This is a genomic window from Acetobacter sp. JWB, assembly GCF_003323795.1.
GTDB classification, from domain to species: Bacteria; Pseudomonadota; Alphaproteobacteria; order Acetobacterales; family Acetobacteraceae; genus Acetobacter; species Acetobacter oryzifermentans.
Window position 1 is genome coordinate 2,014,293 of sequence record NZ_CP030871.1, and the last position, 23,877, is coordinate 2,038,169.

The window sequence follows — 23,877 nt, forward strand, 5'->3', positions numbered from 1 at the left end:
TGATTTTGTCCATGCATGAGGTAAAGAAGCGAACTATGATCAACGAGATAGTCTGAACCATTGGGAGCATGCCGCCGTACTGAGACATGAAACTCCCTCAAAACGAGGCTGAAGCTGAGGTTCCGATCCTATCAAACCAACAATGCGCGGGGAAAAACGTTCAATATACTCCTCTAAAACTTCAGGGGTATCACGTTCGGGATCAACTGAAATGAACACGGGAATAATGTTTTGTCCCCGCTTACCAAGCCCCTCAAGAGCAGCTGACACAGTCACTAGTGTCAACGGGAAGACGTCCACACTGAATTGTCTCGGGTTTTGTAGAGACGTTTTTTATCTGAACTAAGCGGCTAAAGCATGTAATTTCTGCTAAGCATAAAAACAAGTCTCAGCTTCTGCTGGCGGGATATTTCCCATGGATGACAGAATGCGGCGATTATTGAACCAATCCATCCATTTGAGTGTGGACAGTTCAACAGCGTCCCTATTTTTCCATAGCCCCTGCTGATAGATAAGTTCGGTTTTGTAGAGCTCATTTATGGTCTCAGCCAGGGCGTTATCATAGGAATCCCCAACACTTCCGACAGGGGCAACGAGACCTGCTTCAGTCAGTCTTTGCGTGTACCGAATGGACATGTATTGGGCGGATTCAACCGGTCGTCGCAACACCTTAACATTGGAGGTGTAGACGATGACAGGGAAATGGAAATCGGAGCGTTCCACACGGCGCAAATTGTGCTCGCCAGAACGGCTGCCTGTCTGGCAACGTGAGACACTGTGTCGGTTCTGGCTGGGTATTGCAGCAGGTGAAGAGGCTGGTATCGAAGCCGGTGTGTATGCTCCAGTTGGAAGCCGTTGGTTTCGGAGTTCTGGCGGGATGCCACCAACACATTTAACCCCTTTTGCACCGCGTCCACAGGGCCGTAGTCTTTCTTTTTCCGAGCGCAAAGAAATCGCCCTGGAATACACACGCAAGACCGGAATGCGTGCTATTGCCCGTAAACTGGGGCGTTCGCCCAGCACGATCTCTCGTGAGATCGGGCGCAATTCCGCGGCCCACAACGGGAATTTCAATTACCGTGCCATCATCGCACAATGGCATGCGGATCGTGCGGCCCAACGTCCCAAAGCGAGTAAGCTGGCACAAAATTCTGCCTTGCTAGCCTAATTGCCACGCCGGGTGGCGTCGCATTGAACGGACCCGTCGTGATATAGAAAAAGCGACAGGCAGTTCATTGTCAAAGTTGACGCTGGTCCCTTGTATGGAGCCCGGAACAGATTGTGTATCATGTCGGGTCTGGATGATGGTGTTACTGTATCAGTCATGGTCATTTCCACCTGTTATCCTATTATGATCTCAGCCTGCATCGAAAGCATGGAGCCCTGCGCGTCTCCATCGTGTTTTCAGGTCAGTCGGAGCAGTATCATTTTCCCTGAAGTTGCCCCGCAATGTTCAGAAATTCCCCGAGCAGAGTAGTGTGGACTTATGCCGGTTACGTTGAAGTCAATAAGGACAGGATTACTGTCTGCCAGAAAACAGCGTCAACTTTGAAGGAAGAACAGAAAAATTATTAGATTTCCATTCAGGCCGAAAAGCAGGACAGAGGAAAAGTCTCCTCGTTCTATGGCAGAGGGACTGACAGGAGAAGATGAAGGGTAGCGAAAGCAATTCTTGGATATTCCAAAAATTCGATAAGTCAGCGCAATGCTGCTCCCGTGAGTAGCACACCATGTACGGCCAGCCCCGTACCGGGAACTGGCCGTTTCCATTTTTCCAGTAGGATATCCACCTGCATGCTTAGAGCTGCATACAGGGTCACTAAAGAAAAAATGGGCTGCTTAGAACAGGCCGCTTTTAGCCTTCACCGCAGAACTATTCATGGAGTGGTGCCAGACTTTATCGCCTTCAAAGATAATGGTCAGATGCTTTTCGGTGCCATGTTGGCCCTGGCGCAAGTCACCATAAACCGGGATGAAGTTAGCGGCATCTGCTTGTGTGTGTGAAAAGGTATATGTCCATTTTTCATGGCCGCTATCGGTGAAGTCAGTTGCTACTGGGTCGCCGTACATCTGGCGAACTTCTTCTCTGGTGGTTACACCGTCATGGATCTTCTGATCAACTGAGGTCGCGGTTTCGTTTTTGATGGAAACATTGCCACTAGAGCCACAAGCAGAAAGTGCCATCATAACACTTAAGCTAAAAACAGAAGCTATTTTTTTTATATGCATTTAGCATTTCCCATATTCAGAATTAAATTTCCAACCAGATTTTAATACTGATATCTTTCTCTTTTGCCTATCTACATTGTGATGGAAATAGCTAAATTTCTTATTTATCAGGAGAATTAAGGTTGGGGTTTAGTGTTAGATTATCACCAGGTAATAAAGTGGGGAGATTACCGAATGACAACTTTTTTGTTTTTCAAATTCAATTCATGTCGGAAAACAATGCGAGATTCTTTTTGAGGTAAGCCTATGAAACCCCAGCTGGTACAGCCATCTGCATGATATTCGTTCTGGCCGTCATCATGACAGGCATGTTGCCCGCCTGATCATCAAGGGCGATCTTGATCCTCTCGAAGCGGTCTTTCCGTATACCGGAATCCAACGACCCCACGAATATTACTGGTAAACTTCAGCGCGGGAATGAAGGATCATTCTCGTGTTTATGTTCTGTCAGACCTGACGTGTGGATCGGTTTTGCTGCACTTTAGCTTATGAAATGACTCCTGTTGTTTCAAAAAATAAAGACCTACCCCGCAGGTATAGGCTTTCCAAAAATCAGAGACTGTCAAATCCCCGCAATACAAGCCGGTCAAGCCAAGCCCTGTGTGATCGCCCTCAAGCCAGAAGCACAGTAGAAAGCTTTTTTCTCATGACAGCATGGTATGAGTTATTCGTTCTTATGCATGCAAAAAACCGATTTCTCGATTATCCGGTAGAGAAGCAGGATAGATAATAGTTTTGTTAGTTTATTGTTTCCCTCGGAATGGGAAAATCTCCTTAATCAGGATACTGAGAGAAAACTCTCCCCTCCCATCAGATGATGAGGGGAAGAGTTTCTAAAGTTTTAAGCAGATTTTGCCGTTTTTGTCATTGTCTGATTGTCTACAACATATGGGCCAGCAGCACGAACAGTCATGGACAGGATGCCCATTTTCCCGTGTAATAAATAATCCCCTAATAGCAATTCAGCATCGCCATTTGTCCATGCGCAATCTGTCCAGTCAGTATCATACCAACCTTCCGGTTTTTCAGCCTGAAGGTGAGAGGTGATATCGAAATGCTGTTTTGCGCACTGCAAACGCACATCTGCAACAGCGACACCCATATAACGGCGATCATCCACAAACGGACCAATCACATCAGAAGGACGGCTGGCGCGTGAAACAATACGCACAGACTGCGTATCAGGCGGCAGCATGAAGCTATACTGATGCGCTGTCTTACGCATCGGATGCACAATACTTCCTGCATCCGTTACGAGATGCAGATCTGGATCATCCGTGAGATTCTTCGTTTCTGACGGTATCTGTGCGCCAGTCACACTGTTTTCACGTAATTCCAGAGCACGGAACAGAGGCTCGACAAAGGAACGCTCAACACTCAGTGGAGCACCCGCATCGTCTGCCCAGCTTTTAACTGCACCACGCAGCGTAGCAACCTTGCCTTCCTGACGGAAAGAAGAACGGTTCCCGGTATCCAGATAGCTTTCGGTCAGCATGCCATCGGCAGTGATGACAGAATGCTGTTCGGTTTCCACATGGTAATAATCATAGGAAGTAATGGATTTGTCATAGAAGATGGACACGCCATTCACCAGCATCCGGACTGGCACAAACCGATCTTTGAAGAACAGGCAATGTTCAGCGGTAATCAGCATATCCTTATAAGGCACACCATCGGCAATCGCGTCTTTCAGGACACGAACAGGATATCCCGCTTCATCATCTGGTAAGCCGGGCCGAACAACAGCATGCGCCTTGCCCATCCAGACTACGGGCCGGGTCACTTCCTTGTTGTTCTTCCAGTCGAAAGCAACGACTTCATCACCAATCTGAATATCTTCTACAGCTACATCACCTTCACTCATACGGATCATGCTGCCAGACAGAAAGCAGGTAATAACTTCAAGGCCTGTTACGGTATTTTGAGAGGCTATGAAATCACTTGGGCTATAAAGTGTTCCGTCTGATTTTGTACCAAAAGTAAGGGACTTGACGAGTTCCGTTTTATTTTTTCCCTTAGCATCAGTGGCGTAAAGCGCATATGTACCATCTTTATTTGGTGTCCATGATAATTTTGTACCTGTTGTATTCCCTGAGAATTCAAGAACATCACTTGGTGTAAAATTGGAAATACTTCCGATTACGGCACTTTTTCCCGTGCCCGTAATATTTAAAAGATTATGAGAATTGGTCGTAGTGCCATCGCCTGCAGCTCCAAATGTAATAGCTGAACTTACAGAACTAGCAGAAACAGTCGCGCCATTCTGAATTGTAAGAGGTTTACCAGAAATTCCATTCTCTACCGATAAATTAATACCATTAATTGTCAGGGAGCTAGAGCCGTGATCTTGTGTAGAATCCCCAATTACAAGTGCGCCACTTGCACCAGAATTATTGATAAGTTTTTCTATACTTAAATAAGAGTCTGAGGAACCAGTGAATTCAATATTCCCTGACGTTTGCAAACCGCCAGTTAAATATGGATTTTCTTCTGTTCCTTGATGAAGTGTTGTTGTTCCATTTGAAGTTATATAATATTCTTTCTCATCTTCGGGAACTACTGTTATTGTGAGATTACTATCGTTTGACTCGATTATAGTATCCATTCCCGTCATACCGGCTTTACTGTTACTTACAGTTTGGTAATCTTTGCCCCAATCCTTAGTTATCGTTGAAGTTGTCATTTTCCCAATCCTTGATTTGCGCACAACTATCAGGGCAGGATTTTTCTGACATTATTTATTTTCATGTTGTTTTTTTTGTTGTGCCAATATAAACAAGATTTCTCTCTGAAACAGAGTAAAGGCCAGTTTTGGCTTTTGCATAAATCAAGAGTTTTACAAGAAACCTTTGAGTATTTTTATGTGTTTAAGATTGAATGAAATCAGAGACTACACGCCGTAAAGTGGGATATGCCCGTGTCAGCACAATCGGGCAGACTCTCGAACTTCAATTAAAAACACTCAAGGAGTTTGGATGTCGCGGTATTTATCGCGAGAAGGCAAGCGGAGCCGATGCTGATCGTTCCGAATTAAGAAAACTTCTAAAAAATCTCAAACCAGGCCAGACCGTAGTCGTCACCCGTCTGGATCGTCTGGCACGTAGTACATTCGACTTGTTCTCAATTGTTAAAACTATTTCCGAACGCAAGGCTCTTTTTTACTCTCTGGCTGAACCCTGGACTGATACCAGCACAAGTACAGGTCGGCTTATGCTTGCAGTCCTTGGTGGCTTGGCCGATGTGGAACGTGACCTGATCCGGACACGCACCTCAGAAGGACGTGCACGCGCTCAGGCGTTAGGTAAGCGTATGGGACGCCCCACCAAAATTACCGATGCACAAAGACGCGCCATCATTGATCGCAGGCAAAGAGGAGAACCTCTAAAATCCATTGCCCTCGCCTTTGCGATAAGCGAGAGCACAGCATCACGGATAGCGCGTAGTAAAGACAGCCATCGCCATTATGGTAGAAGGGGTGGAAAGACCCCGATAACGTAGAACTATGGACTGTCATGGGATATATCAAATGGCGGAGAGAGAGGGATTCGAACCCTCGGTACAATTGCTTGCACAACGGTTTTCGAGACCGCCCCGTTCGACCGCTCCGGCATCTCTCCTATATCGCGAGCTTATAGACACGCTTTTCTAGCCCATGCAAGTGCGTGAACTCCATATTTCTATTGACGCGCCCTACCCTCACCGCTTAAAAAGCCGCCCTAATCCACACAGATGGAACCATGCTGCGCGTATTGTGCAGCCAAAGAAGAAAAAGCGACCAGAATTTTCGCCTGTATCTAACAAGGTACCGCGAGAATCCAGAGATCGGAAGAGACAGTTTATGTACGCAGTTATCCGCACCGGCGGCAAGCAGTACCGGGTTGAGCCCAACATGGTGCTGAAGGTTGAAAAGCTGGAAGTTGAAGCCGGCGCAACCGTTACATTTGATGAAGTTCTGGCCGTTGGTGGCGAAAGCGGCAGCCAGATTGGTGCCCCCACCGTGGCCGGCGCAAAGGTAACGGCAACCGTTATCGCTCAAGACCGCCTCAAGAAGGTCATCATCTTCAAGAAGCGCCGTCGGCAGAACAGCCGCCGTAAAAATGGTCATCGCCAGCCGGTTACCGTTCTGCGCATTCAGGAAATCAACGCAGCTTAATCCCGCACAGGGTATTAAGCTGGTTAAGACCACGGAGGACTTAGGTCATGGCACAAAAAAAAGCTGGCGGTTCATCCCGTAACGGGCGCGATAGCGCCGGACGCCGCCTTGGCGTCAAGAAATTTGGTGGCGAGCAGGTTATTGCTGGCAACATCATCGTGCGCCAGCGTGGCACGAAGGTGAAAGCTGGCGTAAACGTTGGTGTTGGCAAAGACCACACCCTGTTTGCACTGATTAACGGCAATGTTCGCTTCGAACGCCGCGCAGAAGGCCGCGTACACGTTTCTGTGGATGCGCTGCCTGCCGCTGCTGAATAAGTAGTTCGGTTTTTCCACCGCACGTTTTCCCGTGTGGCCGGAGCAGAAACAGGGGCCGGTCCTCAGGATCGGCCCTTTTTCGCGTTCTGGACTTGAGTAAGGTATGTCATGAAGTTTCTGGATCAGGCAAAAATCTACGTCCGCTCAGGAGATGGCGGAGATGGCGTGACAGCCTTCCGGCGGGAAAAATATATTGAATTCGGCGGCCCCGATGGTGGGAATGGCGGGCGTGGCGGCGATGTTATTTTTGAAGCCGTACCTAACCTGAACACCCTTATCGATTTTCGCTACACGCAGCATTTCCGTGCACGCAAAGGCGGCAACGGTGCCGGGTCTGACCGCACAGGGGCTGCGGCCTCTCCTGTTATCATCAAGGTGCCGATTGGCACTCAGATTATGGATGATGACCGCGTCACCTTGCTGGCGGATCTCAACGAAGCCGGTAAACGCATTACCCTTTGCCGCGGAGGGGATGGCGGCTACGGCAATGCGCATTTCAAGAGCAGCACCAACCGCGCCCCTCGTCGGTCTGATAAAGGCTGGCCGGGTGAAGAGCGCTGGGTTTGGCTGCGCCTGAAGCTGATTGCAGATGTGGGCCTTGTTGGCTTGCCCAATGCTGGCAAATCTACATTTCTTTCTGTTGTTTCTGCTGCAAAGCCCAAAATTGCAGATTATCCTTTTACAACCCTGCACCCCCAGCTTGGCGTTGTGCGCCTTTCCATGACGGAAGAGTTTGTTGTAGCGGATATTCCCGGCCTTATTGAAGGCGCGCATGAAGGCACTGGGCTTGGAGACCGTTTTCTGGGCCATGTTGAACGCTGCGCCGTGCTGCTGCACCTTATAGATGGTGCCGCTGGTAGCGTTGTAGATGCATGGCGCACCATACGGCATGAACTTGCCGCTTATGATGGTGGGCTAGCAGAAAAGCCGGAAATTATCGCACTCAATAAAATGGATGCCATGACCCCGCGGGAAGCTTCTTCCCGGCGTGCTGCTCTGGAAAAAGCCAGTGGCGCACCGGTCGTGTTAATTTCTGCTGCAACCCATCAGGGCGTGCCAGAACTTTTGCGCATGCTCCAGAATCAGGTGACCGAAACCCGCAAGAACGCGGATAAAAACCCCGCCTGAACACTTAGCTGCAAGCAGGCCCCTCTAGCCCCTTTCCTTTTACGGAACTGATCCATGACCGGATACACCAGCCCCTCCCTTACCAATGCCAAACGGCTTGTTGTTAAAATAGGTAGCGCGCTGGTGGTGGATCCAGAAAAACAGGCCCCGCGTCAGGAATGGTTAGCCAGTGTGGCTGCCGATATTGCATACCTGCGCAAACAGGGTACGGCTGTTACCGTTGTATCCTCTGGTGCTATTGCGCTTGCCCGGCACACATTGGGACTGGCTGGCGGCGCACTCCGCTTGGCAGAAAAGCAGGCGGCGGCGGCTGTGGGGCAGATTAGCCTCGCACAAGCATGGAGCAATGCCCTTTCAGCCCACGGCCTTGTTGCCGCCCAGCTTTTGCTAACCCCGGAAGACACGGAAGACCGCAAGCGCTACTTGAATGCCCGCGCAACGCTGAACACTCTGCTGGAAATGGGATGTGTTCCCGTCATTAACGAGAACGATACCGTTGCCACTGCCGAAATCCGTTTTGGCGATAATGACAGACTGGCAGCTCGCGTTGCACAAATGACGGACTCGGATCAGCTTGTGCTCCTTTCTGATATTGATGGCCTGTACACAGCAGACCCGCGCACAAACCCCGATGCACAGCATTTGCCCGTGATTGAAACTCTTACCCCAGAAATTGAGGCCATGGGGGGTGAACCGCCTCCGGGTTATTCTTCCGGAGGTATGCGCACCAAACTATTGGCAGCGGGTATTGCAACGCGCTCAGGCTGCGCCATGGCTATTGCTTTAGGGAAAACATCCCACCCGCTCCGCTCTTTACTGGAAGGAGGGCGCTGCTCATGGTTTTTGCCGCAGGATTGCCCCCATACAGCTCGCAAGCAGTGGATTGCAGGCAGCCTAACACCCGCAGGTGAGATTATGGTGGATGATGGTGCCGTAACCGCTCTGCAGCAGGGTAAATCCCTTTTACCAGCAGGCGTGCTTGGCGTAAAAGGCGATTTCTCTCAGGGTGATCTGGTAGAAATTATCAATACTGATGGCATCGTGCTGGCACATGGGCTTGCTGCCTACGATGCAGATGACGCCCGGCGCATTGCAGGCCATCGTTCTACCGAACTTACAGATATTCTGGGATGGCATGGACGAGACGAGATCATCCATCGTGATGACCTCGTCATGATCTAAAACTTAATCGTTTGCCGGATTTTTTCTGGGCCAGTTCAGCACAGGTTCTGCACGGCCAGTATGCTCGTCAATACGCGGCATCTGAGCAGATGGGTTGGGCTGCGGAGCCTCATGTGAAAAATCAGGCCGGTACGGTGGCTGATTAGCATCTGGCGCGCGCTGCCGACGCAAGATTTCTGCACCAGTTTCCGCTGGTGGAGATTCTGGCTCGTGCCACGGCATGCGGCGCACCACCGGCTTTGCCGGGTCTGGCGCAAGGTGCGGTGTTGGCGGGGCTTCTTCTCGCGCTTCATACGCATCAGAAACCTTAGGTGTCCGCAGTTCGGGAAAAACTGGCACTGCACGAGGTGCCGCAGAAGGTTTTTTCACCTCCGGCGGACGCACCTCTTCCACCACCACGCCGGGTGATGTTCTGCCGTCCCGCTCTGCCACAACAGACAAAGCTGGCTCCTGATACGCAGGAGCACCCCGCACGGCCTGCGCACGCAATTCGGCCTGAATTTCTTCCAACTGGAGAGAAATCTCACCCAACCGCCCTTTTACCCCAAACACGGCAAAAGGCATCATCATGAAAGCAAGCCCGAACAACACGCCAAAAGCCAGAACCAGAAGCTGGCCCCAAACAGGCATCCAATCAGGAAAAGACAGAGACATCATGGGAAATAGACCCGACTAGCCTTTTACATACCCAATGCGCGACGGTAGATATCCAGCAGTGTTTCCTGCTCTTCTACTTCAGCAGGTTCCTGCTTACGCAGGCGGATGATCTGGCGAATAACCTTTACATCAAACCCGGCAGACTTTGCTTCTGTAAAGATATCCTTGATATCTCCAGCCAGAGCTTTGCGCTCTTCTTCCAAGCGTTCAACACGCTCAATAATGCTTCTCAGCCGATCTGCGGCAATACCGCCAACAGCTGCATCTTCATCCCCGGAAATGCGTTCGCCATCCATGCTTCGGCCTCCTAAATTTATATACAAACACCCAACACTGCGCAGGCAGAACCTGCTAACATTGCCAGATAGTGAAGCGCGGGCTTATCGCGCCACGTGTATGTGGTCAATGATGCAGCACATCAGAACCCCTTGCAAACACACGGGCGGCCTTCCATAAGCACAGCACCTTGTTCTTGTTCTGGGCATTTTGCCCGCAAACCACGACTTTTTTACGGCGGGCACCCCCCTCCGGCTGACCAGCGAGAACCCTGCATCATGGCTCTTGTGAACCGCACGGAACCTTTTGACTTTGTTATCTTTGGCGCGACAGGTGATCTGACACGCCGAAAACTGCTGCCTGCATTTTTGCGCCGCTTCCATGCCCGCGAATTTGATGAGGAAGCACGGATTATCTGCACGGCGAGGTCTGAACTCACCACTGAGCAGTTCCGTAATTTGTGCAGCGCCACTTTGCACGAATTTGCCCCCGATATTGCCAAAGACACAGAAACACTGAACCAGTTTCTGGGGCTTTTGACCTATGTGTACCTTGATGCCACGCAGGATGCCTCTCACTGGCCGGAACTCAGCGCCACGCTCCCTAACCCAGAACGCACGCGGGTTTTCTATTTTGCCACGGCACCGGCGCTGTATTCCGCCATTTGCGCTGGGCTTTCCCACCATAACCTGATCACTCAGCACACACGGGTTGTGCTGGAAAAACCCATTGGCACAGACCTACAATCTGCCAATGAGATCAATGAAGGTGTGGGCCGCTACTTTTCTGAAGATGCCATTTATCGGATTGACCATTATCTGGGTAAAGAAGGCGTGCAGAATATTCTGGCCCTACGCTTTGCCAACCCTGCTCTGGAACAGTTATGGTCTTCCCAGGCGATCGCCCATGTGCAGATTACCGCAGCAGAAACAGTGGGCGTGGGAGACCGCGGCTCCTACTACGATAAATCCGGCGCATTACGAGATATGGTGCAGAACCACCTTTTGCAGGTTCTGTGCATGGTTGCCATGGATGCCCCAGCCTCTCTGCGCGCAGATGATCTGCGGAATGAAAAGCTGAAAGTGCTTAACGCCCTGCGCCCCATGACACCGGATATGGTGCGTAAAAATGTTATCCGTGGGCAATACACAGCGGGCCGCGTAAAAGGGGAAGATGTTCCGGGCTACGTGGATGATCTGAAAACGGGCCGCCCTAGTGATACCGAAACATTTGTAGCCATTCGCACCAAAGTTCGTACGGCCCGCTGGGGTGATACGCCTTTTTACCTGCGCACAGGCAAACGGTTGGCTACAAAAACCACAGAAATTGTAATCCAGTTCCGCCCGCAGGTTTGGCCTATTTTTACCAACATGCCCTCTCCCGGCCGGTTGGTTATCCGCATTGCCCCGCATGAAGAACTCTCACTTGTTCTGGCAGCGCGAGACCCCGGAGCAGGTGGGTTTAGAGTGCGCAACGCCACACTGCATATGTCTTACGAAAACGAATTTTCTGTGCAGTATCAGGATTCCTACGAGCGCTTACTGCTAGACGCTGTAAGAGGAGACCCTGCCCTTTTTATCCGGCGCGATGAAGTTGAGGCCTCGTGGAAATGGGTAGAGCCTATTCTGGACTCCTGGCGCTACGCTCTTACGCCGCTGGAACCCTACCCCGCCGGAAGCTGGGGCCCTCCAACCACGCGTGCACTTCTAGCGCGTGATGGCGCCCTTTGGCACGAAGATATGCTGACATGAACACACCCTCCCCCAAAAAAATGACTGGCCGCGGGCCATTTGCAAAACGCACTCTGCGCCAACATATCCTGCGTCGGCTGGCAATCGTTCTGCCGCTTTCTTTAATGATGATTCTGTTGGCCAAAACCGGCACGCTGGATCGACTGGTAGATTCCTACACCTTCAAACCCGCAAGCTGGTTTGATGATACAGCCTTGGTGCAGCACCTGCGCCTGAAGGTCACCCATAATGGCATGACGCATGATCGGCCGGATTGTCTGCTGTTTGTAGTGAACGGAAATGATGCGCCCACAGCATCACGTATCGATGTTATGGAAAAGCATTCCGGCACTTGCCCCGGCCCGAAAGATGATTTGCCTAAACTGTTTACGTTGCGTGTAGATAGGCTGAACCGCATTGTTTATTCGGATCAGGGGTCACCGGGGGTTTTTCACCCCATTCCATAACGCACTAAGGCTAATTTTATGCGGCAAAGGCTTTCTTCAGCGCCTTACCTCCCAAGCGTAAGGCCGCCTTGCCATGCGGCATAAAGGCGTAAAAGTTCAGAAACGCATGCAGGGCACCGGGGTAACAGTGATATATCACTTTAACTCCCGCCCGCTCCAAAGCCTGCGCATAGGCCGTGCCCTCATCACGCATTGGATCACATTCGGCTGTAATAATAACGGCTGGCGGTAAGCCTTGTAAATCTGGGTTTAAGCCCGGCGCAAAACGTGGATGCAGCCAGTCTTCTTCCTTTTGAATATACTGATCTCCATACCACTGCATGGACCTGCGGGAGAGAAAATATCCTTTCTCGTAAGTGCGGTGAGATGGAAAAAGCTTCTCTCCGTATAAGGATGGATAATACAACAACTGTATAACAGGTTTGGGCCCCAGCCCCGCGCGCCCGTCCTGTGCCAAAACAGCAGCCAGATTTCCACCCGCACTATCCCCCGCAACGGCAACTTTACCCCCCCAATACCGGGCAGAAGCACCAGCAAGCCACTGCAAAGCAGCCTGACTGTCATCAATAGCAGCGGGAAAAGGATGCTCTGGCGCCAAGCGATAATCGGGCAAGAGCACAGCCGCCCCAGAAGCCCGCGCCAAGCGGCAGCAAATACCGTAATGGGAATTCAACCCACAGTGCACAAACCCCCCGCCATGCAGGTACAGCAACGCGCCCCTTACCCGCCCATAGGGAATAAAAAGGCGCGCCCGCATAGGCGCCGCAGCACCGGGGATAGATAATGTCACGACCCTTCGCATCGGCACAGATGAAAGACGTAGCGGGAAGGAAGGCGTATCCATAGCCTTGCGCAACCGCACAAGAAACGCAGCCATTTCCTGTGCTACATTATGGGGCCTGTCTGCTTCAGGCGCATCTTTGCCCGCATACTCCCGCTTAAGCTGCTCCTGCCATGTGATACAGCGCAGCAAAAGCCGAGATGGAAGATTGGGCCGTGCGGGCACAGAGTTTTGAGGCACATCAGAAAAATCAGACATAGCTACCTGATTACCGGCAATTTTCTGCATCGTCATGCCTTCATAACATCAGTTGCGGCTTGACCTGAACGCAAGCCCGACGCAGGGTGCGCTCCGTCAGGTGGTTGGGCGGTCGCTGTCCTGCTCTTTAACGGGTAGGAGAGAGGAAAGTCCGGGCTCCACGGAAGAACGGTGCCGGCTAACGGCCGGCGAGGGTAACCTTAGGGAAAGTGCCACAGAAAACAGACCGCCTTCCGGGTCTGGCTTTGTAAAATCCTTATGGGATTTTATGGGACAGGCTGAAGGTAAGGGTGAAACGGTGCGGTAAGAGCGCACCGCTCCGCTGGTAACAGAGGAGGCACGGTAAACCCCACCGGGAGCAAAACCGAATAGGAACAGCAGAAACCCTTGTGGTTTCGGGGGTTCTTCCGCCCTGCTGTTCGGGTTGGTTGCGAGAGGCATGTTGCAAAACACGCCCTAGACGAATGACCGTCCAGCCTCTTTACAGAGGTGGACAGAACCCGGCTTACAGACCACCTGACACTCTATTTATCTGTATTCATCCCGATTTTTTCATCAAAAACAGAACATAAAAAGAACAGAAAACGGCAATCTTTTGTTTGCCGCCACAAAATCAATACATTCGCGTCAGAAATCTTTTCTGCATGAATACTTAAATAATGGCGGTTTTCTGCTGTTTTTTCTGTCATTTTAATTTGCGTCCCATAACATCCCATGCTATCCCATACCAAACCACAAGTGTGGTGAAGGCGGTTCTGTTCCCCGCTGAATTGCGAACGGAAAGGCTGATTCTGCAAAGGCTTCTGACGTACGTGGGCGTATTTCTCGGCACGCATGAAAATCGATTCGACGCCAAGGGGCGTATTTCGATTCCTGCCGGGTTCCGTTCAGTACTCAAAACGCAGCAGACGGAAGGTGACGCGCTGATGATTCTCCGCCCCTCCCATACCCTGCCCTGTGTTGAGGCATGGCCTGCCGTGGCTTTTGCACGCCTGACCGAACCGCTTGATCGGCTGGACATGTTTTCTGATGAGCATGATGATCTGGCGGCTGCCCTATATGCTGATGCTTACCCCATAGACCCCGATCGTGAAGGCCGCATTATTTTACCCGAATTTTTACGTGATCATGCCGGGCTGGCAGATAGCCCCACGGCTGCCTTTATGGGCGTTGGTCGTATCTTTCAGATATGGGAACCTCAGGCCGCGCAGCAGCGCCGGGTAGAAGCACGCCAGCGTTCACGCCGCGTTAGCATTCCGGCTACAGGTGGGGCAGATTCAAAAGGGCGCAATGCATGAACGCTCTTTCTGCCTTTACACCCCCTGAAACGGCTCAGGGCCATATTCCCGTTATGTTGCCAGAAGTTCTGGAATATCTTTATCCCGCAGATGGTGGGCGTATTCTGGATTGCACGTTTGGTGGAGGCGGCTACAGCTCTGCCATTCTAAAAAGCGCAGATTGCAATGTCTGGGGTATTGACCGTGACCCGGACGCAATTGCGCGCGGGCAGGCACTCAGCCGTCATTTCCCTGCCGCCAATGGCACATCTCGCCTCCATATGTTGCAAGGCAGCTTTGGCAACATGCAGGCGCTTGCCAGTGCCGCAGGCATTTCCACGTTCGATGGCATTGTGCTGGACTTGGGCGTCTCCTCCTTTCAGTTGGATGAAGCTGACCGCGGCTTTTCCTTCCGTATGGAAGGCCCGCTGGATATGCGCATGGAAAAATCCGGGCCATCAGCCGCAGATATCGTCAACAAGGCACCGGAAGCAGAACTGGCAGATATTTTCCATTTTTATGGAGAAGAGCGCCACGCACGCCGTCTTGCCCGCGCTGTTGTAAACGCACGTTCGGAAATGCCTTTTGAAACCACAACACAACTGGCCAATCTTGTACGCTCTGTTATTCCCAAAGATCGTTCCGGCATAGATTCCGCTACGCGCGCCTTTCAGGGCCTGCGCATTGCCGTGAATGATGAGCTGGGCGAAATTGAGCGCGGGCTTGAACAGGCGCTGGATATGCTGGCACCTGGTGGACGACTGGTTGTTGTTTCCTTCCATTCACTGGAAGACCGTATCGCCAAACGCATGGTGCAGCATGCCACGGGCAAGGATAAAAGCTTTTCACGCTATGATCCTCGCGCCGCAGGTACCCCAGCGCCAGAAGCCGATTTTGTGGCCCTTACACACAAAGCGCGGCGGCCCACCGATACCGAATGTAGCTATAATCCGCGCGCCAGAAGTGCACGGCTGCGCGCTGTCATGAAACGTGCTTCAACCCCTGCTTCCGTAAAAAAGGGCTAAGTCCATGATCCCCCGTCCATTTACATGCTGCTGTGCGGTTCTGGCGATTGCATCTGGCTTTTTCCTTTACACAAAGAAGCACCAGACCACCCTTCTCGATCAGCAGATTTCGCAGATCGTGAAGGAAACGGAGCACGTTCGCACACAAACATCCATCCTACGCACGGAATGGGCTTTGGAAAACCAGCCTGAACGCTTGGCCCAGCTTGTGGCGCGGCATGAGGCTGGGTTGCAGACCATGAACCCTACGCAGTTTGTGCGTATGGCTGATTTGGAAAGCCACCTGCCTGCGGTTGTAAAAGATGCCCAGCCGCCTGCACCAGCATTGGTTGCAGACAAATCAACCAATGTTGCCCCCCCGCCAGTTATTGCGCCCACAGTGCACGCACCGGCTGTTGTGGCTGATGCACGCCCTGCGCACGTAACACCACCGGCAGTTCCCCATCAGGCGCGCCCCGTGGCCGCACCAACTATTGTTGCTGACGTACCGCATGTTGCAGCGGAACCCGCCCCTCGCCCACGCGCAACATCTGTAGCTGATGCCGCACCTGTTCTGCATGCACCTGCCTTACATCATGATCACCCTCATACTGCGCCTGAACCCGTAGCTGCACCAGTGCGTGTTGCACAGACAACCGAGCCCGCCGTACCTTCGCACCCTGTGCACCATATGGCTGTAGAAACACCGCGCCCGCAGGCTGTTGCCTCCACCAACGTGGATGACGATGCACCTGTAGCCCCGGTTCGCCACAGCCTTACCCATGCGGCATCCCCTGCTATTCGGCACGTTGCACAAGCTTCGGATGATGATACGGCGCCAATCCGCCATCCTCTGCCAGTTGCCGCGGCTAGCTGGCATGCTACACGCCCGCATCGCGCATCTTCGGCGCCTTCCAGCTATATGGAAGCGCGCGCGACTTCCGGCTATAGCAGCGGTTCTTTGCTCAGCCGCGGTGGTGATGCGCTACCGGCTCCGGTTCCGGTTGCCAACTGATTTTTGTGGTTAAAGGCCTTTCTGACCTGACATGTCTGTCTCCCCCAATGACCCCGACCCAACGCGTACAGTAGGTGTTACGGGGGACGATTTGCGCGCCCGCGCACATCGGGACCAAATGCATGTAAGGCTTTTGGGTGTTGCTGGCGGTTTTTGCCTGATTTTTGCCGTTGTCGCCATTAAGCTTACTATTGCAACCGTCGTTCACCCCATGGCGCCAGAAAAGCGGCAGATTGCGCCACAGGTTCCTGAAATTCCTAAAATTGACCCCAAGGGCAGCCTTGCTGGTGATTTCTCTCTGCCACAAGTGCACCGTGCTTCCATTGTGGATCGCAACGGCCAAACCTTGGCGCTTTCTCTGCCTGTTGCGCAGGTTTATGCAAACCCGCAAGAGCTGATCGACCCCAAGGATGTTGCGCACAAGCTAAAGTCTATCCTGAAGGATATAGATGAGCAGGAAACCGCTGATCGCCTTTCCCGCCCCAAGCAGTTTGTTTACATCGCACGTAATATTTCGCCCCAACAGGAACTGGCCATCAATAACCTTGGCATTCCGGGCATCTATTTCGAACCGGGTGAAAGGCGGCATTACCCGCTAGGCCGCATGGCCGCCCAGATTATGGGCACTGTTGATATTGACGATCACGGCGTGGCTGGGATTGAAAAATACTTTGATAAGCGCCTGCTTTCTGATCATCGCCCGCTCCATCTCTCACTGGATATTCGTGTTCAGTCTGCTGTGCGTGAAGAAGTGGCAAATGCCATGCAGACATTCCAAGCCATTGGGGCATGTGGCATTGTGATGGATGTGCGCACCGGTGAAATTATCGCCATGGTCAGCCTGCCTGACTTTGATGCCAATAATTTTGCCCATGCCACTAATGATGAGCGCTTTAACCGTGCGGTTACTGGTTTGTACGAACCGGGTTCTACCTTTAAGCTGCAAACAACGGCTATGGGGCTGGAAACAGGCACTATCCATATTTGGGATCGGTTTTCATCCGTACCGTTGCATATCGGGCGCTTTACTATCCGCGATATGAAGAGTGACCATTTCTCTCCGTGGCTGACATTGCCCGAGGTGATGGCTTATTCCTCCAACCCGGCAGCCGCACATATTGCGTTGGATGTTGGGGGCAAAAAACAGTCCGAATGGCTGCGTTCCATGGGGTTTTTCTCCCCCGTTCCGGTGGAACTGCCAGAAGCTGCACGCCCATTGGTGCCACATCAATGGGGTATTGCCACGGTTATGACAGTTGGGTTCGGGCATGGTGTGGCAGAACCCCCATTGGCTATTGTGCGTGGCACAGCAGCTACGGTTAATGGCGGTATTCTGGTAACGCCTACTTTGCTGGATAAGGAAGACCCAGCCAATGCCACAGCCAGCGCGCCCGGCATAAGCCCGCAATTTGCCAGCGGCATTCAAAATGCAGCGCTTGAGCAAAGCGTGGAAGATGATACTCAAAGCAGCGCGGCAGATGCCCCAGTTACGCCCGCAGGCCCGCGTATTCTTTCCGAAAAAGTATCCAGCCTTCTGCGTCGTCTTTTACGGCTGGATGTTACCCACGGCACAGGGCGCACTGCGGAATCTCCGGGTTACTTTGTGGGGGGCAAAACCGGCACGGCAGAAAAAATTGGCCCACATGGTGGCTACCTGAAGCACGTCAATATCTCGGCTTTTACAGGCATTTTCCCCATGAACTCACCGCATTATGCTGTGTATGTTATGCTGGATAGCCCCAAACCCACACCCCAAACCCACGGCTGGACCACAGCAGGCTGGAACGCGGCACCTACTGTTTCCAAAATTGTTTCACGCATTGGCCCCATGCTCCAGATTTTTCCAGATACAGAGCATGCTGAGCAAATTGATGCGCAAATGGCTCTGCCCCTGCACCCTGCAGTGCCGCGTGGCGTAAGGCCACTTGGCCCTGGGAATGATCCGGGAGACCCGCGTAAAGCGGAAGCCGAACACAAGGCAGAAAAAGAAGCCCTTAAACGTGCTATGGCTGAACGCAAAAAAGCGGCTGCGGAGGTTATGGACGAATGAGCCTTCCTCTTTCCACCCTTCTTGCTGCTGTAGGGCTTCCGGCTCTGCCCGGAAATCCTGAAATTTCTTCCATTACAGCGGACAGTCGGCAGGTAAAACCGGGCACGCTTTTTGCCGCGTTGCCGGGTGTAAAAGCCGATGGCCGGGCCTTTATCGCAACTGCCGTGCAAAATGGTGCAGCAGCAGTTTTGGCACCCGCAGATACACAATGGCCGACTGATGTACCCGCCTGCCCGCTGGTTCTGGCATCTAACCCACGCCACGCACTGGCGCTTATGGCGGCTGTTCTGGCGGGGCCGCAGCCACAGCATCTGGTAGCTATTACTGGCACAAATGGCAAAACCAGCACTGCGGATTTTATGCGCCAGATCTGGGCGTTGCAGGGCTTTAAGGCCGCTGCCATTGGCACGCTTGGCCTTACCGGGGCGGAAGAAACTTCCATTTCATTTCCAGCACTTACCACGCCAGATCCGGTTGCCCTTGCCAATGGGCTGGCAGCGCTTACTCAAGCTGGCTTTCAGCATGTGGCGCTGGAAGCCTCATCCCACGGGTTGGAACAAGGGCGGCTAGATGGTTTACATCTTGCCGCAGCGGGTTTTACCAATCTAACACGCGATCACCTTGATTATCATCTGACCATAGAGGCCTATCGCACAGCCAAATTGAAGCTGTTTGATACCCTTTTGCCAGAACATGCCATTGCGGCTGCCAATGCCGATATGGATGCACAAACGCTCCAAGCTATTTGTGCCATTGCCGCACGGCGGAACCTACGGCTAAGGCTGGTTGGAGAGCACGGCACAACACTCCGCCTTGTGGCATATAACGCTCTCCCCGCCGGGCAGGAATTGACCATTGAACACGATGGCCGCACGAGCACGGTTCTGCTGCCTATTCCGGGACGCTTTCAGGCAGACAACGTATTGCTGGCTGTAGCCTTGGCCGCACAGGATAATGCCGAAATTACGCGTATTCTCCCCCTTCTGCCCCATCTTAAAGGGGTGCGGGGACGTCTGGAACGCGCAACAGTGCTGCCCAACGGAGCCTGCGCCTATGTGGATTACGCCCATACGCCAGATGCACTGGCACGGCTTTTGGCATCTTTACGCCCCCACGCACGCGGCAAACTGATTGTTGTTTTGGGCGCAGGCGGAGACCGCGATAGTGGCAAGCGCCCTCTTATGGGGCAGGAAGCCGTAAAAGGTGCGGATATTGCCATTATTACAGATGACAACCCGCGCACAGAAAACCCGGCCTCCATTCGTGCAGATATAAAAACCGGCGCTCCGCAAGCGCTGGAAATTGCAGATAGAAAACAGGCAATAGCAGAAGCTCTTTCCATGCTTAAAGCAGACGACGTACTGGTTGTGGCCGGCAAAGGTCACGAACAGGGACAAATTATAGGCAATACCATTTTACCGTTTGATGATGCCGCCGTGTTGCGCACACTGGCGGGCCATCCATGAGCCTTTTGTGGACGCGCGAAGAACTGGAAACCGCAACAGGTGGAACGTTTTTAGGAAATGCTCCTGTTTCCGTTACCGGCATCTCAATTGATACACGTTCCCTTGCCCCCGGAGACCTGTTTATTGCCCTCAAAGGCGACAACAGCGATGGCCATGCGCACATTGCTACAGCGCTAGAAAAAGGTGCCGCGGCCGTTCTGGCTCATTCAGCCGAAGGGTTAACGGACCCGCGTATTCTGCTGGTATCTGATACCATGCTGGGCCTTCAAAAACTGGCACTGGCCGCACGGGCGCGCTTTAAAGGTAAAGTTGTAGCCGTAACAGGCAGCGTGGGTAAAACCACCACCAAGGAAATGTTGCGCCTTTGCTTGGCACCTTCTGGCCTGACACATGCGGCCGAGGCCTCCTACAACAACCATTGGGGCGTGCCGCTTACCCTTGCGCGCCTACCGCGAGAGGCTGCTTTCTGTATCAGTGAAATTGGCATGAACCATCCGGGAGAAATTCTTCCGCTTGCCAAAATGGTGCAGCCAGATGTGGCCGTTATCACCACCATTGGCTCAGCGCATCTGGGCCATATGGGCAGTCTGGATGCTATTGCGGCAGAAAAAGCCTCCATTATTACCGCACTACCCGCAGGCGGTATTGCCATTATGCCAGATGATGCGCACGGCACGCCGTTTTTTACAGCAGCAGCAGTAAAAGCGCAGGCTGTTTTGTGGCCCTGTGGTGTAAACCCTCAAAGCACTGCACATCTAAGCCATTTGCAAACTGGTGCTGATGGCTCGCACTTTGATGTTTCCATTTTGGGCAAAACTTTCAACGTCCACCTTCCCGCCCCCGGCACTCATCTGGCCCGCAACGCCGTTGTGGCACTCGCAGCTTGTGCCGCCCTAGGTGCAGATGTTGCAAAAGCCGCGGCCGCATTGGCAGCTTTCCGCCCGGGCAAAGGTCGTGGTGCCCTCACCAAAATTGCCGGTGGGGCCATTACGCTGCTGGATGAAAGTTACAATGCCTCAGCGGCTTCCATCCGGGCTGCTTTGGATGTTGTGCGCCATATTCCTGCCACGCGTCGTATTGCCGTTCTGGGCGATATGCGTGAACTGGGTGAATTTTCCATTTCCGAACATCAAGCGCTTGCTGCCCCTACAGCCAGTGCTGCTGACCTCGTTTTTTGCTGCGGATCCTACATGAAAACCCTTTTTGATGCCCTTCCGCCCTCTAAGCAGGGCGCATGGGCAGAAAGCGCTGCTTTACTTGCTCCTCATGTCTGCGCGGCTTTGCGCAAAGGAGACGCCGTGTTGGTGAAAGGCAGTTTAGGGAGCCGCATGCGTGATATTATTGCAGCACTCAACGCACTTCCCGCAGTGGAGTGTGCCTAATGCTGTATATGCTAATTTCTCACGCTGCGCATGATGGACACATCACAATCCTGAACCTGCTGCGCTACATCACGTTCCGCTCGGGGTGTGCGTGTATGACAGCCCTTGGCATCAGCCTGCTTCTTGGCCGCCCGCTTATTAGAATGCTGCGCCGTATCCAACGCGAAGGTCAGCCCATTCGCGCCGTTGGCCCTGAACGCCACATTCTGGAAAAAACCGGCACGCCCACAATGGGGGGGGCCTTATTTTGATTTCTCTGGTGATCTCCATGCTGATTTGGGGAGATCTGGAAAATGGGTTTGTGTGGGCCGTTATGCTCACCACGCTGGGTTTTGGCGCCATTGGGTTTGCAGATGATTACCGCAAACTTGCGCGCCGCAACACGGATGGTCTTTCCAAACGCGCCCGGCTTGGTGGAGAATTTGGTATCTCGCTTATCTGCGGGTTATGGCTGCAATATCTTATGCCGCCAGAACTGGCAAACCACCTAGCTTTTCCGTTTGTAAAAGACCTTCTGCTGCCGATGGGTATTCTCTACCCTGCGTTCGCCATGATCGTGATTACCGGCTTTGGCAATGCGGTTAACTTTACCGATGGGCTGGATGGGCTGGCTATTGGCCCCGTTATTGTGGCTTCCTTAGTGTTTGCCATTCTTTCCTATCTGGTCGGCAACCACGTTTTTGCTGATTACCTGCAAATCCACGCCGTACCCGGTACGGGGGAACTGGCCGTATTCTGCGCCGCTCTTGTGGGGGCTGGCCTTGGGTTTTTGTGGTTTAACGCCCCTCCGGCCTCGGTCTTTATGGGGGATACAGGCTCTCTTTCCCTTGGTGGTGCACTGGGTTCCCTAGCCGTAGCTATCAAGCATGAACTGGTGCTGTGCATTGTGGGTGGCCTGTTTGTGGCGGAAACACTTTCTGTGGTCATTCAGGTGTTTTGGTACAAACGCACAGGGCGGCGTGTGTTTCTTATGGCCCCTTTCCACCACCATTTTGAGAAAAAAGGGTGGGCAGAACCCAAAATTGTCATCCGGTTCTGGATTGTCTCCATTGTTCTGGGGCTGTGTGGTCTGGCCACGCTGAAACTAAGATGAACGGCTTTTCACCCTCCCTGTTTTCCGGGCAACGCTTTGCTGTTTTCGGGCTTGGCAAAAATGGCTTGCCAGCAGTGCTTATGCTGGCAGGCACAGGTGCCACCGTACAGGTATGGGATGATGGTGAAGGCGGACGCAAGGGGCTGGCAAAAGCACTTTCCACTCTTGCGCCAAACGTTGCCACGCGTATTCAGTGCAAGCCGTTTGAAAGCCTAAATGGGTTTGAAGCACTTATTCTTTCCCCCGGCATTCCACACGTCTTACCCAAGCCACACCCTATTGCCCTTATGGCCAAGGAAGCGGGCATTCCCATTCTTTCCGATGCGGAACTGCTTTATCGGGCTGTGCGCAAATCTGGCAGCAAAGCCCGTTTTGTTGGCATTACAGGCACCAACGGCAAATCCACCACCACCACTTTGCTGGCCCATATTCTGGCAGAAGCCAAACTGCCCGTAGCCGCTGGTGGCAACCTGGGGCCAGCCGCCCTTGCCCTGCCTTTGCTACCGGATAACGGCGTATATGTGCTGGAAATGTCGTCCTACATGCTGGAACGGCTGGATACCCTGCGCTTTGATGCAGCATGTTTACTGAACCTGACGCCAGATCATCTAGACCGTCACGCAGGCATGGATGGCTACGCTCAAGCCAAAAAGCGGGTGTTCACCGGCCAGACAGGCAAGGATATGGCTGTTGTTGGCATGGATGATACATGGTGCCGCACCATTGCAGCAGAGCTGGAACATGAACCTGCCAAGTGTGAAACCATTTCTGGCACCAATCCGACCTGTTCTTACTACGGCAAGGATGGCGCCATATGGCACCACAGCACATGCATAGCACAAACCGGGCTAAGCCTTCCCGGTGCCCATAATGCAGAAAATGCCGCTGCTGCTATTGCAATAGCGCGCTTTCTGGATGTGCCAGATGCCACCATTGCGCAGGCTGTAGCCTCCTTTCCCGGCCTTCCACACCGGCAAAAGCTTGTAGCTTCCTGCAATGGGGTGGATTTTGTGGATGACAGCAAAGCCACCAACGCAGATGCAGCCTCACGCGCCTTGGGGTGTTATGAAAAACTGGTGTGGATTGCAGGCGGCACGGCAAAAGAAGGCGGCATTGCCTCTCTCACGCCCTATTTCCCGCATATTGCACATACATTCCTGATCGGGCGGGATGCTCCGCAACTGGCCCAAACACTAAAAGAACACAACGTGCCTTTTACTATGGCAGAAACACTGGAAAACGCCGTGCCTGCGGCTTATACGGAAGCGCACCTTACGCATACGCCTGTTGTGCTGCTTTCACCCGCCTGCGCCAGCTTTGATCAGTTTTCTGGGTTTGAGGCACGTGGCCTGCGCTTTCAGGAACTGGCAGATGAGGTTTGCGCCCGGCATGCGGGCATGACAGAGCAGTGA

Annotated in this window: 22 protein-coding genes, 1 tRNA gene, 1 other RNA gene and 3 pseudogenes; 17 read left to right on the forward strand and 10 right to left on the reverse strand. The window is 52.7% G+C overall.

What is annotated here, in order from left to right; genetic code table 11:
- Positions 1-39 precede the first annotated feature (39 nt).
- Both DS739_RS14490 and DS739_RS09535 read right to left on the reverse strand, forming a co-directional pair.
- Entirely contained in the window at positions 40-300 is a 261-nt protein-coding gene (locus DS739_RS14490; protein WP_330217273.1) for an SCO family protein, read from the reverse strand.
- 69 nt (positions 301-369) lie between these two features.
- Positions 370-645 (reverse strand): annotated as a pseudogene (locus DS739_RS09535) (integrase core domain-containing protein); the annotation flags it as partial.
- Positions 646-691: 46 nt separating this feature from the next.
- Here DS739_RS09535 and DS739_RS09540 point away from each other — a divergent pair.
- Positions 692-1,168 carry a helix-turn-helix domain-containing protein gene (locus DS739_RS09540; protein ID WP_006117397.1) on the forward strand — a complete coding sequence of 159 codons (477 nt, stop codon included), beginning with the start codon at positions 692-694 and terminating at the stop codon, positions 1,166-1,168.
- A 189-nt stretch (positions 1,169-1,357) separates the two neighbouring features.
- On the opposite strand, the pseudogene DS739_RS09545 reads toward DS739_RS09540, so the two are convergent.
- From DS739_RS09545 to DS739_RS09555, 3 genes and pseudogenes are all read right to left on the reverse strand, one after another.
- Positions 1,358-1,475 (reverse strand): annotated as a pseudogene (locus tag DS739_RS09545) (conjugal transfer protein TraD); the annotation flags it as partial.
- A 364-nt stretch (positions 1,476-1,839) separates the two neighbouring features.
- The gene (gene bamE, locus DS739_RS09550) at positions 1,840-2,229 is read right to left on the reverse strand and encodes an outer membrane protein assembly factor BamE (RefSeq protein WP_035351955.1); all 390 of its coding nucleotides are present in this window, start codon (positions 2,227-2,229) and stop codon (positions 1,840-1,842) included.
- 841 nt (positions 2,230-3,070) lie between these two features.
- Positions 3,071-4,912, reverse strand: coding sequence for a Hint domain-containing protein (locus DS739_RS09555; protein WP_006117399.1), 1,842 nt, complete (start codon positions 4,910-4,912; stop codon positions 3,071-3,073).
- Positions 4,913-5,106: 194 nt separating this feature from the next.
- Between DS739_RS09555 and DS739_RS09560 the strand changes: the two genes are divergently transcribed.
- Positions 5,107-5,727 (forward strand): recombinase family protein, encoded by a 621-nt coding sequence (locus tag DS739_RS09560; RefSeq protein ID WP_006117400.1) that lies wholly within the window; start codon positions 5,107-5,109, stop codon positions 5,725-5,727.
- Positions 5,728-5,756: 29 nt separating this feature from the next.
- Here the strand turns inward: DS739_RS09560 and DS739_RS09565 are convergent.
- Positions 5,757-5,846, reverse strand: a tRNA-Ser gene (locus DS739_RS09565).
- A gap of 221 nt (positions 5,847-6,067) precedes the next feature.
- On the opposite strand from DS739_RS09565, the gene rplU reads away from it, so the two are divergent.
- From rplU to proB, 4 genes are all read left to right on the forward strand, one after another.
- Positions 6,068-6,382, forward strand: coding sequence for a 50S ribosomal protein L21 (gene rplU, locus DS739_RS09570; RefSeq protein ID WP_026019364.1), 315 nt, complete (start codon positions 6,068-6,070; stop codon positions 6,380-6,382).
- Between the two features lie 47 nt (positions 6,383-6,429).
- Entirely contained in the window at positions 6,430-6,699 is a 270-nt protein-coding gene (gene rpmA, locus DS739_RS09575; RefSeq protein ID WP_003623041.1) for a 50S ribosomal protein L27, read from the forward strand.
- A gap of 108 nt (positions 6,700-6,807) precedes the next feature.
- On the forward strand, positions 6,808-7,827 hold the full coding sequence (gene obgE / locus DS739_RS09580; protein WP_006117402.1) for a GTPase ObgE: 1,020 nt from the start codon (positions 6,808-6,810) through the stop codon (positions 7,825-7,827).
- A 54-nt stretch (positions 7,828-7,881) separates the two neighbouring features.
- The gene (proB, locus tag DS739_RS09585; protein ID WP_006117403.1) at positions 7,882-9,009 is read left to right on the forward strand and encodes a glutamate 5-kinase; all 1,128 of its coding nucleotides are present in this window, start codon (positions 7,882-7,884) and stop codon (positions 9,007-9,009) included.
- Positions 9,010-9,012: 3 nt separating this feature from the next.
- On the opposite strand, the gene DS739_RS09590 is transcribed toward proB, so the two are convergent.
- Both DS739_RS09590 and DS739_RS09595 read right to left on the reverse strand, forming a co-directional pair.
- The gene (locus DS739_RS09590) at positions 9,013-9,666 is read right to left on the reverse strand and encodes a hypothetical protein (protein WP_006117404.1); all 654 of its coding nucleotides are present in this window, start codon (positions 9,664-9,666) and stop codon (positions 9,013-9,015) included.
- 23 nt (positions 9,667-9,689) lie between these two features.
- On the reverse strand, positions 9,690-9,962 hold the full coding sequence (locus tag DS739_RS09595) for a DUF2312 domain-containing protein (protein ID WP_003623048.1): 273 nt from the start codon (positions 9,960-9,962) through the stop codon (positions 9,690-9,692).
- A 96-nt stretch (positions 9,963-10,058) separates the two neighbouring features.
- Between DS739_RS09595 and zwf the strand changes: the two genes are divergently transcribed.
- Positions 10,059-11,693 (forward strand): glucose-6-phosphate dehydrogenase, encoded by a 1,635-nt coding sequence (gene zwf, locus DS739_RS09600; RefSeq protein ID WP_006117406.1) that lies wholly within the window; start codon positions 10,059-10,061, stop codon positions 11,691-11,693.
- A complete protein-coding gene (locus DS739_RS09605; RefSeq protein ID WP_035351951.1) occupies positions 11,690-12,139 on the forward strand; it encodes a hypothetical protein in 450 nt (149 codons plus the stop codon). Before zwf ends, DS739_RS09605 begins: the two co-directional genes overlap by 4 nt.
- Before the next feature lie 16 nt (positions 12,140-12,155).
- On the opposite strand, the gene DS739_RS09610 is transcribed toward DS739_RS09605, so the two are convergent.
- Complete coding sequence (locus tag DS739_RS09610) at positions 12,156-13,214, reverse strand: alpha/beta hydrolase (protein WP_035351949.1); 1,059 nt, start codon at positions 13,212-13,214, stop codon at positions 12,156-12,158.
- 60 nt (positions 13,215-13,274) lie between these two features.
- Here DS739_RS09610 and rnpB point away from each other — a divergent pair.
- An RNA gene (gene rnpB, locus DS739_RS09615) (RNase P RNA component class A) lies at positions 13,275-13,702 on the forward strand.
- On the opposite strand, the gene DS739_RS14195 is transcribed toward rnpB, so the two are convergent.
- Positions 13,703-14,014 (reverse strand): hypothetical protein, encoded by a 312-nt coding sequence (locus DS739_RS14195; RefSeq protein ID WP_139018882.1) that lies wholly within the window; start codon positions 14,012-14,014, stop codon positions 13,703-13,705. It lies immediately after the preceding RNA gene.
- Between DS739_RS14195 and mraZ the strand changes: the two genes are divergently transcribed.
- The 8 genes and pseudogenes from mraZ (at position 13,991) to murD (ending at position 23,877) form a co-directional block, all read left to right on the forward strand.
- Positions 13,991-14,476, forward strand: a complete 486-nt coding sequence (gene mraZ, locus DS739_RS09620; RefSeq protein ID WP_035351980.1) for a division/cell wall cluster transcriptional repressor MraZ — start codon at positions 13,991-13,993, stop codon at positions 14,474-14,476. The genes DS739_RS14195 and mraZ overlap by 24 nt on opposite strands.
- A complete protein-coding gene (gene rsmH, locus DS739_RS09625; RefSeq protein WP_006117410.1) occupies positions 14,473-15,480 on the forward strand; it encodes a 16S rRNA (cytosine(1402)-N(4))-methyltransferase RsmH in 1,008 nt (335 codons plus the stop codon). The genes mraZ and rsmH overlap by 4 nt, the downstream gene beginning before the upstream one ends.
- A gap of 4 nt (positions 15,481-15,484) precedes the next feature.
- On the forward strand, positions 15,485-16,474 hold the full coding sequence (locus DS739_RS09630; RefSeq protein WP_006117411.1) for a hypothetical protein: 990 nt from the start codon (positions 15,485-15,487) through the stop codon (positions 16,472-16,474).
- 31 nt (positions 16,475-16,505) lie between these two features.
- Positions 16,506-18,524: a penicillin-binding protein 2 gene (locus DS739_RS09635; RefSeq protein ID WP_006117412.1), complete on the forward strand. Its 2,019-nt coding sequence runs from the start codon at positions 16,506-16,508 to the stop codon at positions 18,522-18,524.
- Positions 18,521-19,990, forward strand: coding sequence for a UDP-N-acetylmuramoyl-L-alanyl-D-glutamate--2,6-diaminopimelate ligase (locus tag DS739_RS09640; protein ID WP_006117413.1), 1,470 nt, complete (start codon positions 18,521-18,523; stop codon positions 19,988-19,990). The genes DS739_RS09635 and DS739_RS09640 overlap by 4 nt, the downstream gene beginning before the upstream one ends.
- The gene (gene murF, locus DS739_RS09645; protein WP_006117414.1) at positions 19,987-21,372 is read left to right on the forward strand and encodes a UDP-N-acetylmuramoyl-tripeptide--D-alanyl-D-alanine ligase; all 1,386 of its coding nucleotides are present in this window, start codon (positions 19,987-19,989) and stop codon (positions 21,370-21,372) included. Before DS739_RS09640 ends, murF begins: the two co-directional genes overlap by 4 nt.
- Positions 21,372-22,465 (forward strand): annotated as a pseudogene (mraY, locus tag DS739_RS09650) (phospho-N-acetylmuramoyl-pentapeptide-transferase). Before murF ends, mraY begins: the two are co-directional and overlap by 1 nt.
- On the forward strand, positions 22,462-23,877 hold the full coding sequence (gene murD, locus DS739_RS09655; protein ID WP_035351942.1) for a UDP-N-acetylmuramoyl-L-alanine--D-glutamate ligase: 1,416 nt from the start codon (positions 22,462-22,464) through the stop codon (positions 23,875-23,877). The pseudogene mraY and the gene murD overlap by 4 nt, the downstream one beginning before the upstream one ends.

What these genes read in the sequence shown, in the direction of transcription:
- DS739_RS09540 (WP_006117397.1), top strand. Translation starts at nt 692, where the DNA reads ATGACAGGGAAATGGAAATCGGAGCGTTCCACACGGCGCAAATTGTGC.
- bamE (WP_035351955.1), bottom strand. Translation starts at nt 2,229, where the DNA reads ATGCATATAAAAAAAATAGCTTCTGTTTTTAGCTTAAGTGTTATGATG.
- DS739_RS09555 (WP_006117399.1), bottom strand. Translation starts at nt 4,912, where the DNA reads ATGACAACTTCAACGATAACTAAGGATTGGGGCAAAGATTACCAAACT.
- DS739_RS09560 (WP_006117400.1), top strand. Translation starts at nt 5,107, where the DNA reads ATGAAATCAGAGACTACACGCCGTAAAGTGGGATATGCCCGTGTCAGC.
- rplU (WP_026019364.1), top strand. Translation starts at nt 6,068, where the DNA reads ATGTACGCAGTTATCCGCACCGGCGGCAAGCAGTACCGGGTTGAGCCC.
- rpmA (WP_003623041.1), top strand. Translation starts at nt 6,430, where the DNA reads ATGGCACAAAAAAAAGCTGGCGGTTCATCCCGTAACGGGCGCGATAGC.
- obgE (WP_006117402.1), top strand. Translation starts at nt 6,808, where the DNA reads ATGAAGTTTCTGGATCAGGCAAAAATCTACGTCCGCTCAGGAGATGGC.
- proB (WP_006117403.1), top strand. Translation starts at nt 7,882, where the DNA reads ATGACCGGATACACCAGCCCCTCCCTTACCAATGCCAAACGGCTTGTT.
- DS739_RS09590 (WP_006117404.1), bottom strand. Translation starts at nt 9,666, where the DNA reads ATGATGTCTCTGTCTTTTCCTGATTGGATGCCTGTTTGGGGCCAGCTT.
- DS739_RS09595 (WP_003623048.1), bottom strand. Translation starts at nt 9,962, where the DNA reads ATGGATGGCGAACGCATTTCCGGGGATGAAGATGCAGCTGTTGGCGGT.
- DS739_RS09605 (WP_035351951.1), top strand. Translation starts at nt 11,690, where the DNA reads ATGAACACACCCTCCCCCAAAAAAATGACTGGCCGCGGGCCATTTGCA.
- DS739_RS09610 (WP_035351949.1), bottom strand. Translation starts at nt 13,214, where the DNA reads ATGACGATGCAGAAAATTGCCGGTAATCAGGTAGCTATGTCTGATTTT.
- DS739_RS14195 (WP_139018882.1), bottom strand. Translation starts at nt 14,014, where the DNA reads ATGCGTGCCGAGAAATACGCCCACGTACGTCAGAAGCCTTTGCAGAAT.
- rsmH (WP_006117410.1), top strand. Translation starts at nt 14,473, where the DNA reads ATGAACGCTCTTTCTGCCTTTACACCCCCTGAAACGGCTCAGGGCCAT.
- DS739_RS09630 (WP_006117411.1), top strand. Translation starts at nt 15,485, where the DNA reads ATGATCCCCCGTCCATTTACATGCTGCTGTGCGGTTCTGGCGATTGCA.
- DS739_RS09635 (WP_006117412.1), top strand. Translation starts at nt 16,506, where the DNA reads ATGTCTGTCTCCCCCAATGACCCCGACCCAACGCGTACAGTAGGTGTT.
- DS739_RS09640 (WP_006117413.1), top strand. Translation starts at nt 18,521, where the DNA reads ATGAGCCTTCCTCTTTCCACCCTTCTTGCTGCTGTAGGGCTTCCGGCT.
- murF (WP_006117414.1), top strand. Translation starts at nt 19,987, where the DNA reads ATGAGCCTTTTGTGGACGCGCGAAGAACTGGAAACCGCAACAGGTGGA.
- murD (WP_035351942.1), top strand. Translation starts at nt 22,462, where the DNA reads ATGAACGGCTTTTCACCCTCCCTGTTTTCCGGGCAACGCTTTGCTGTT.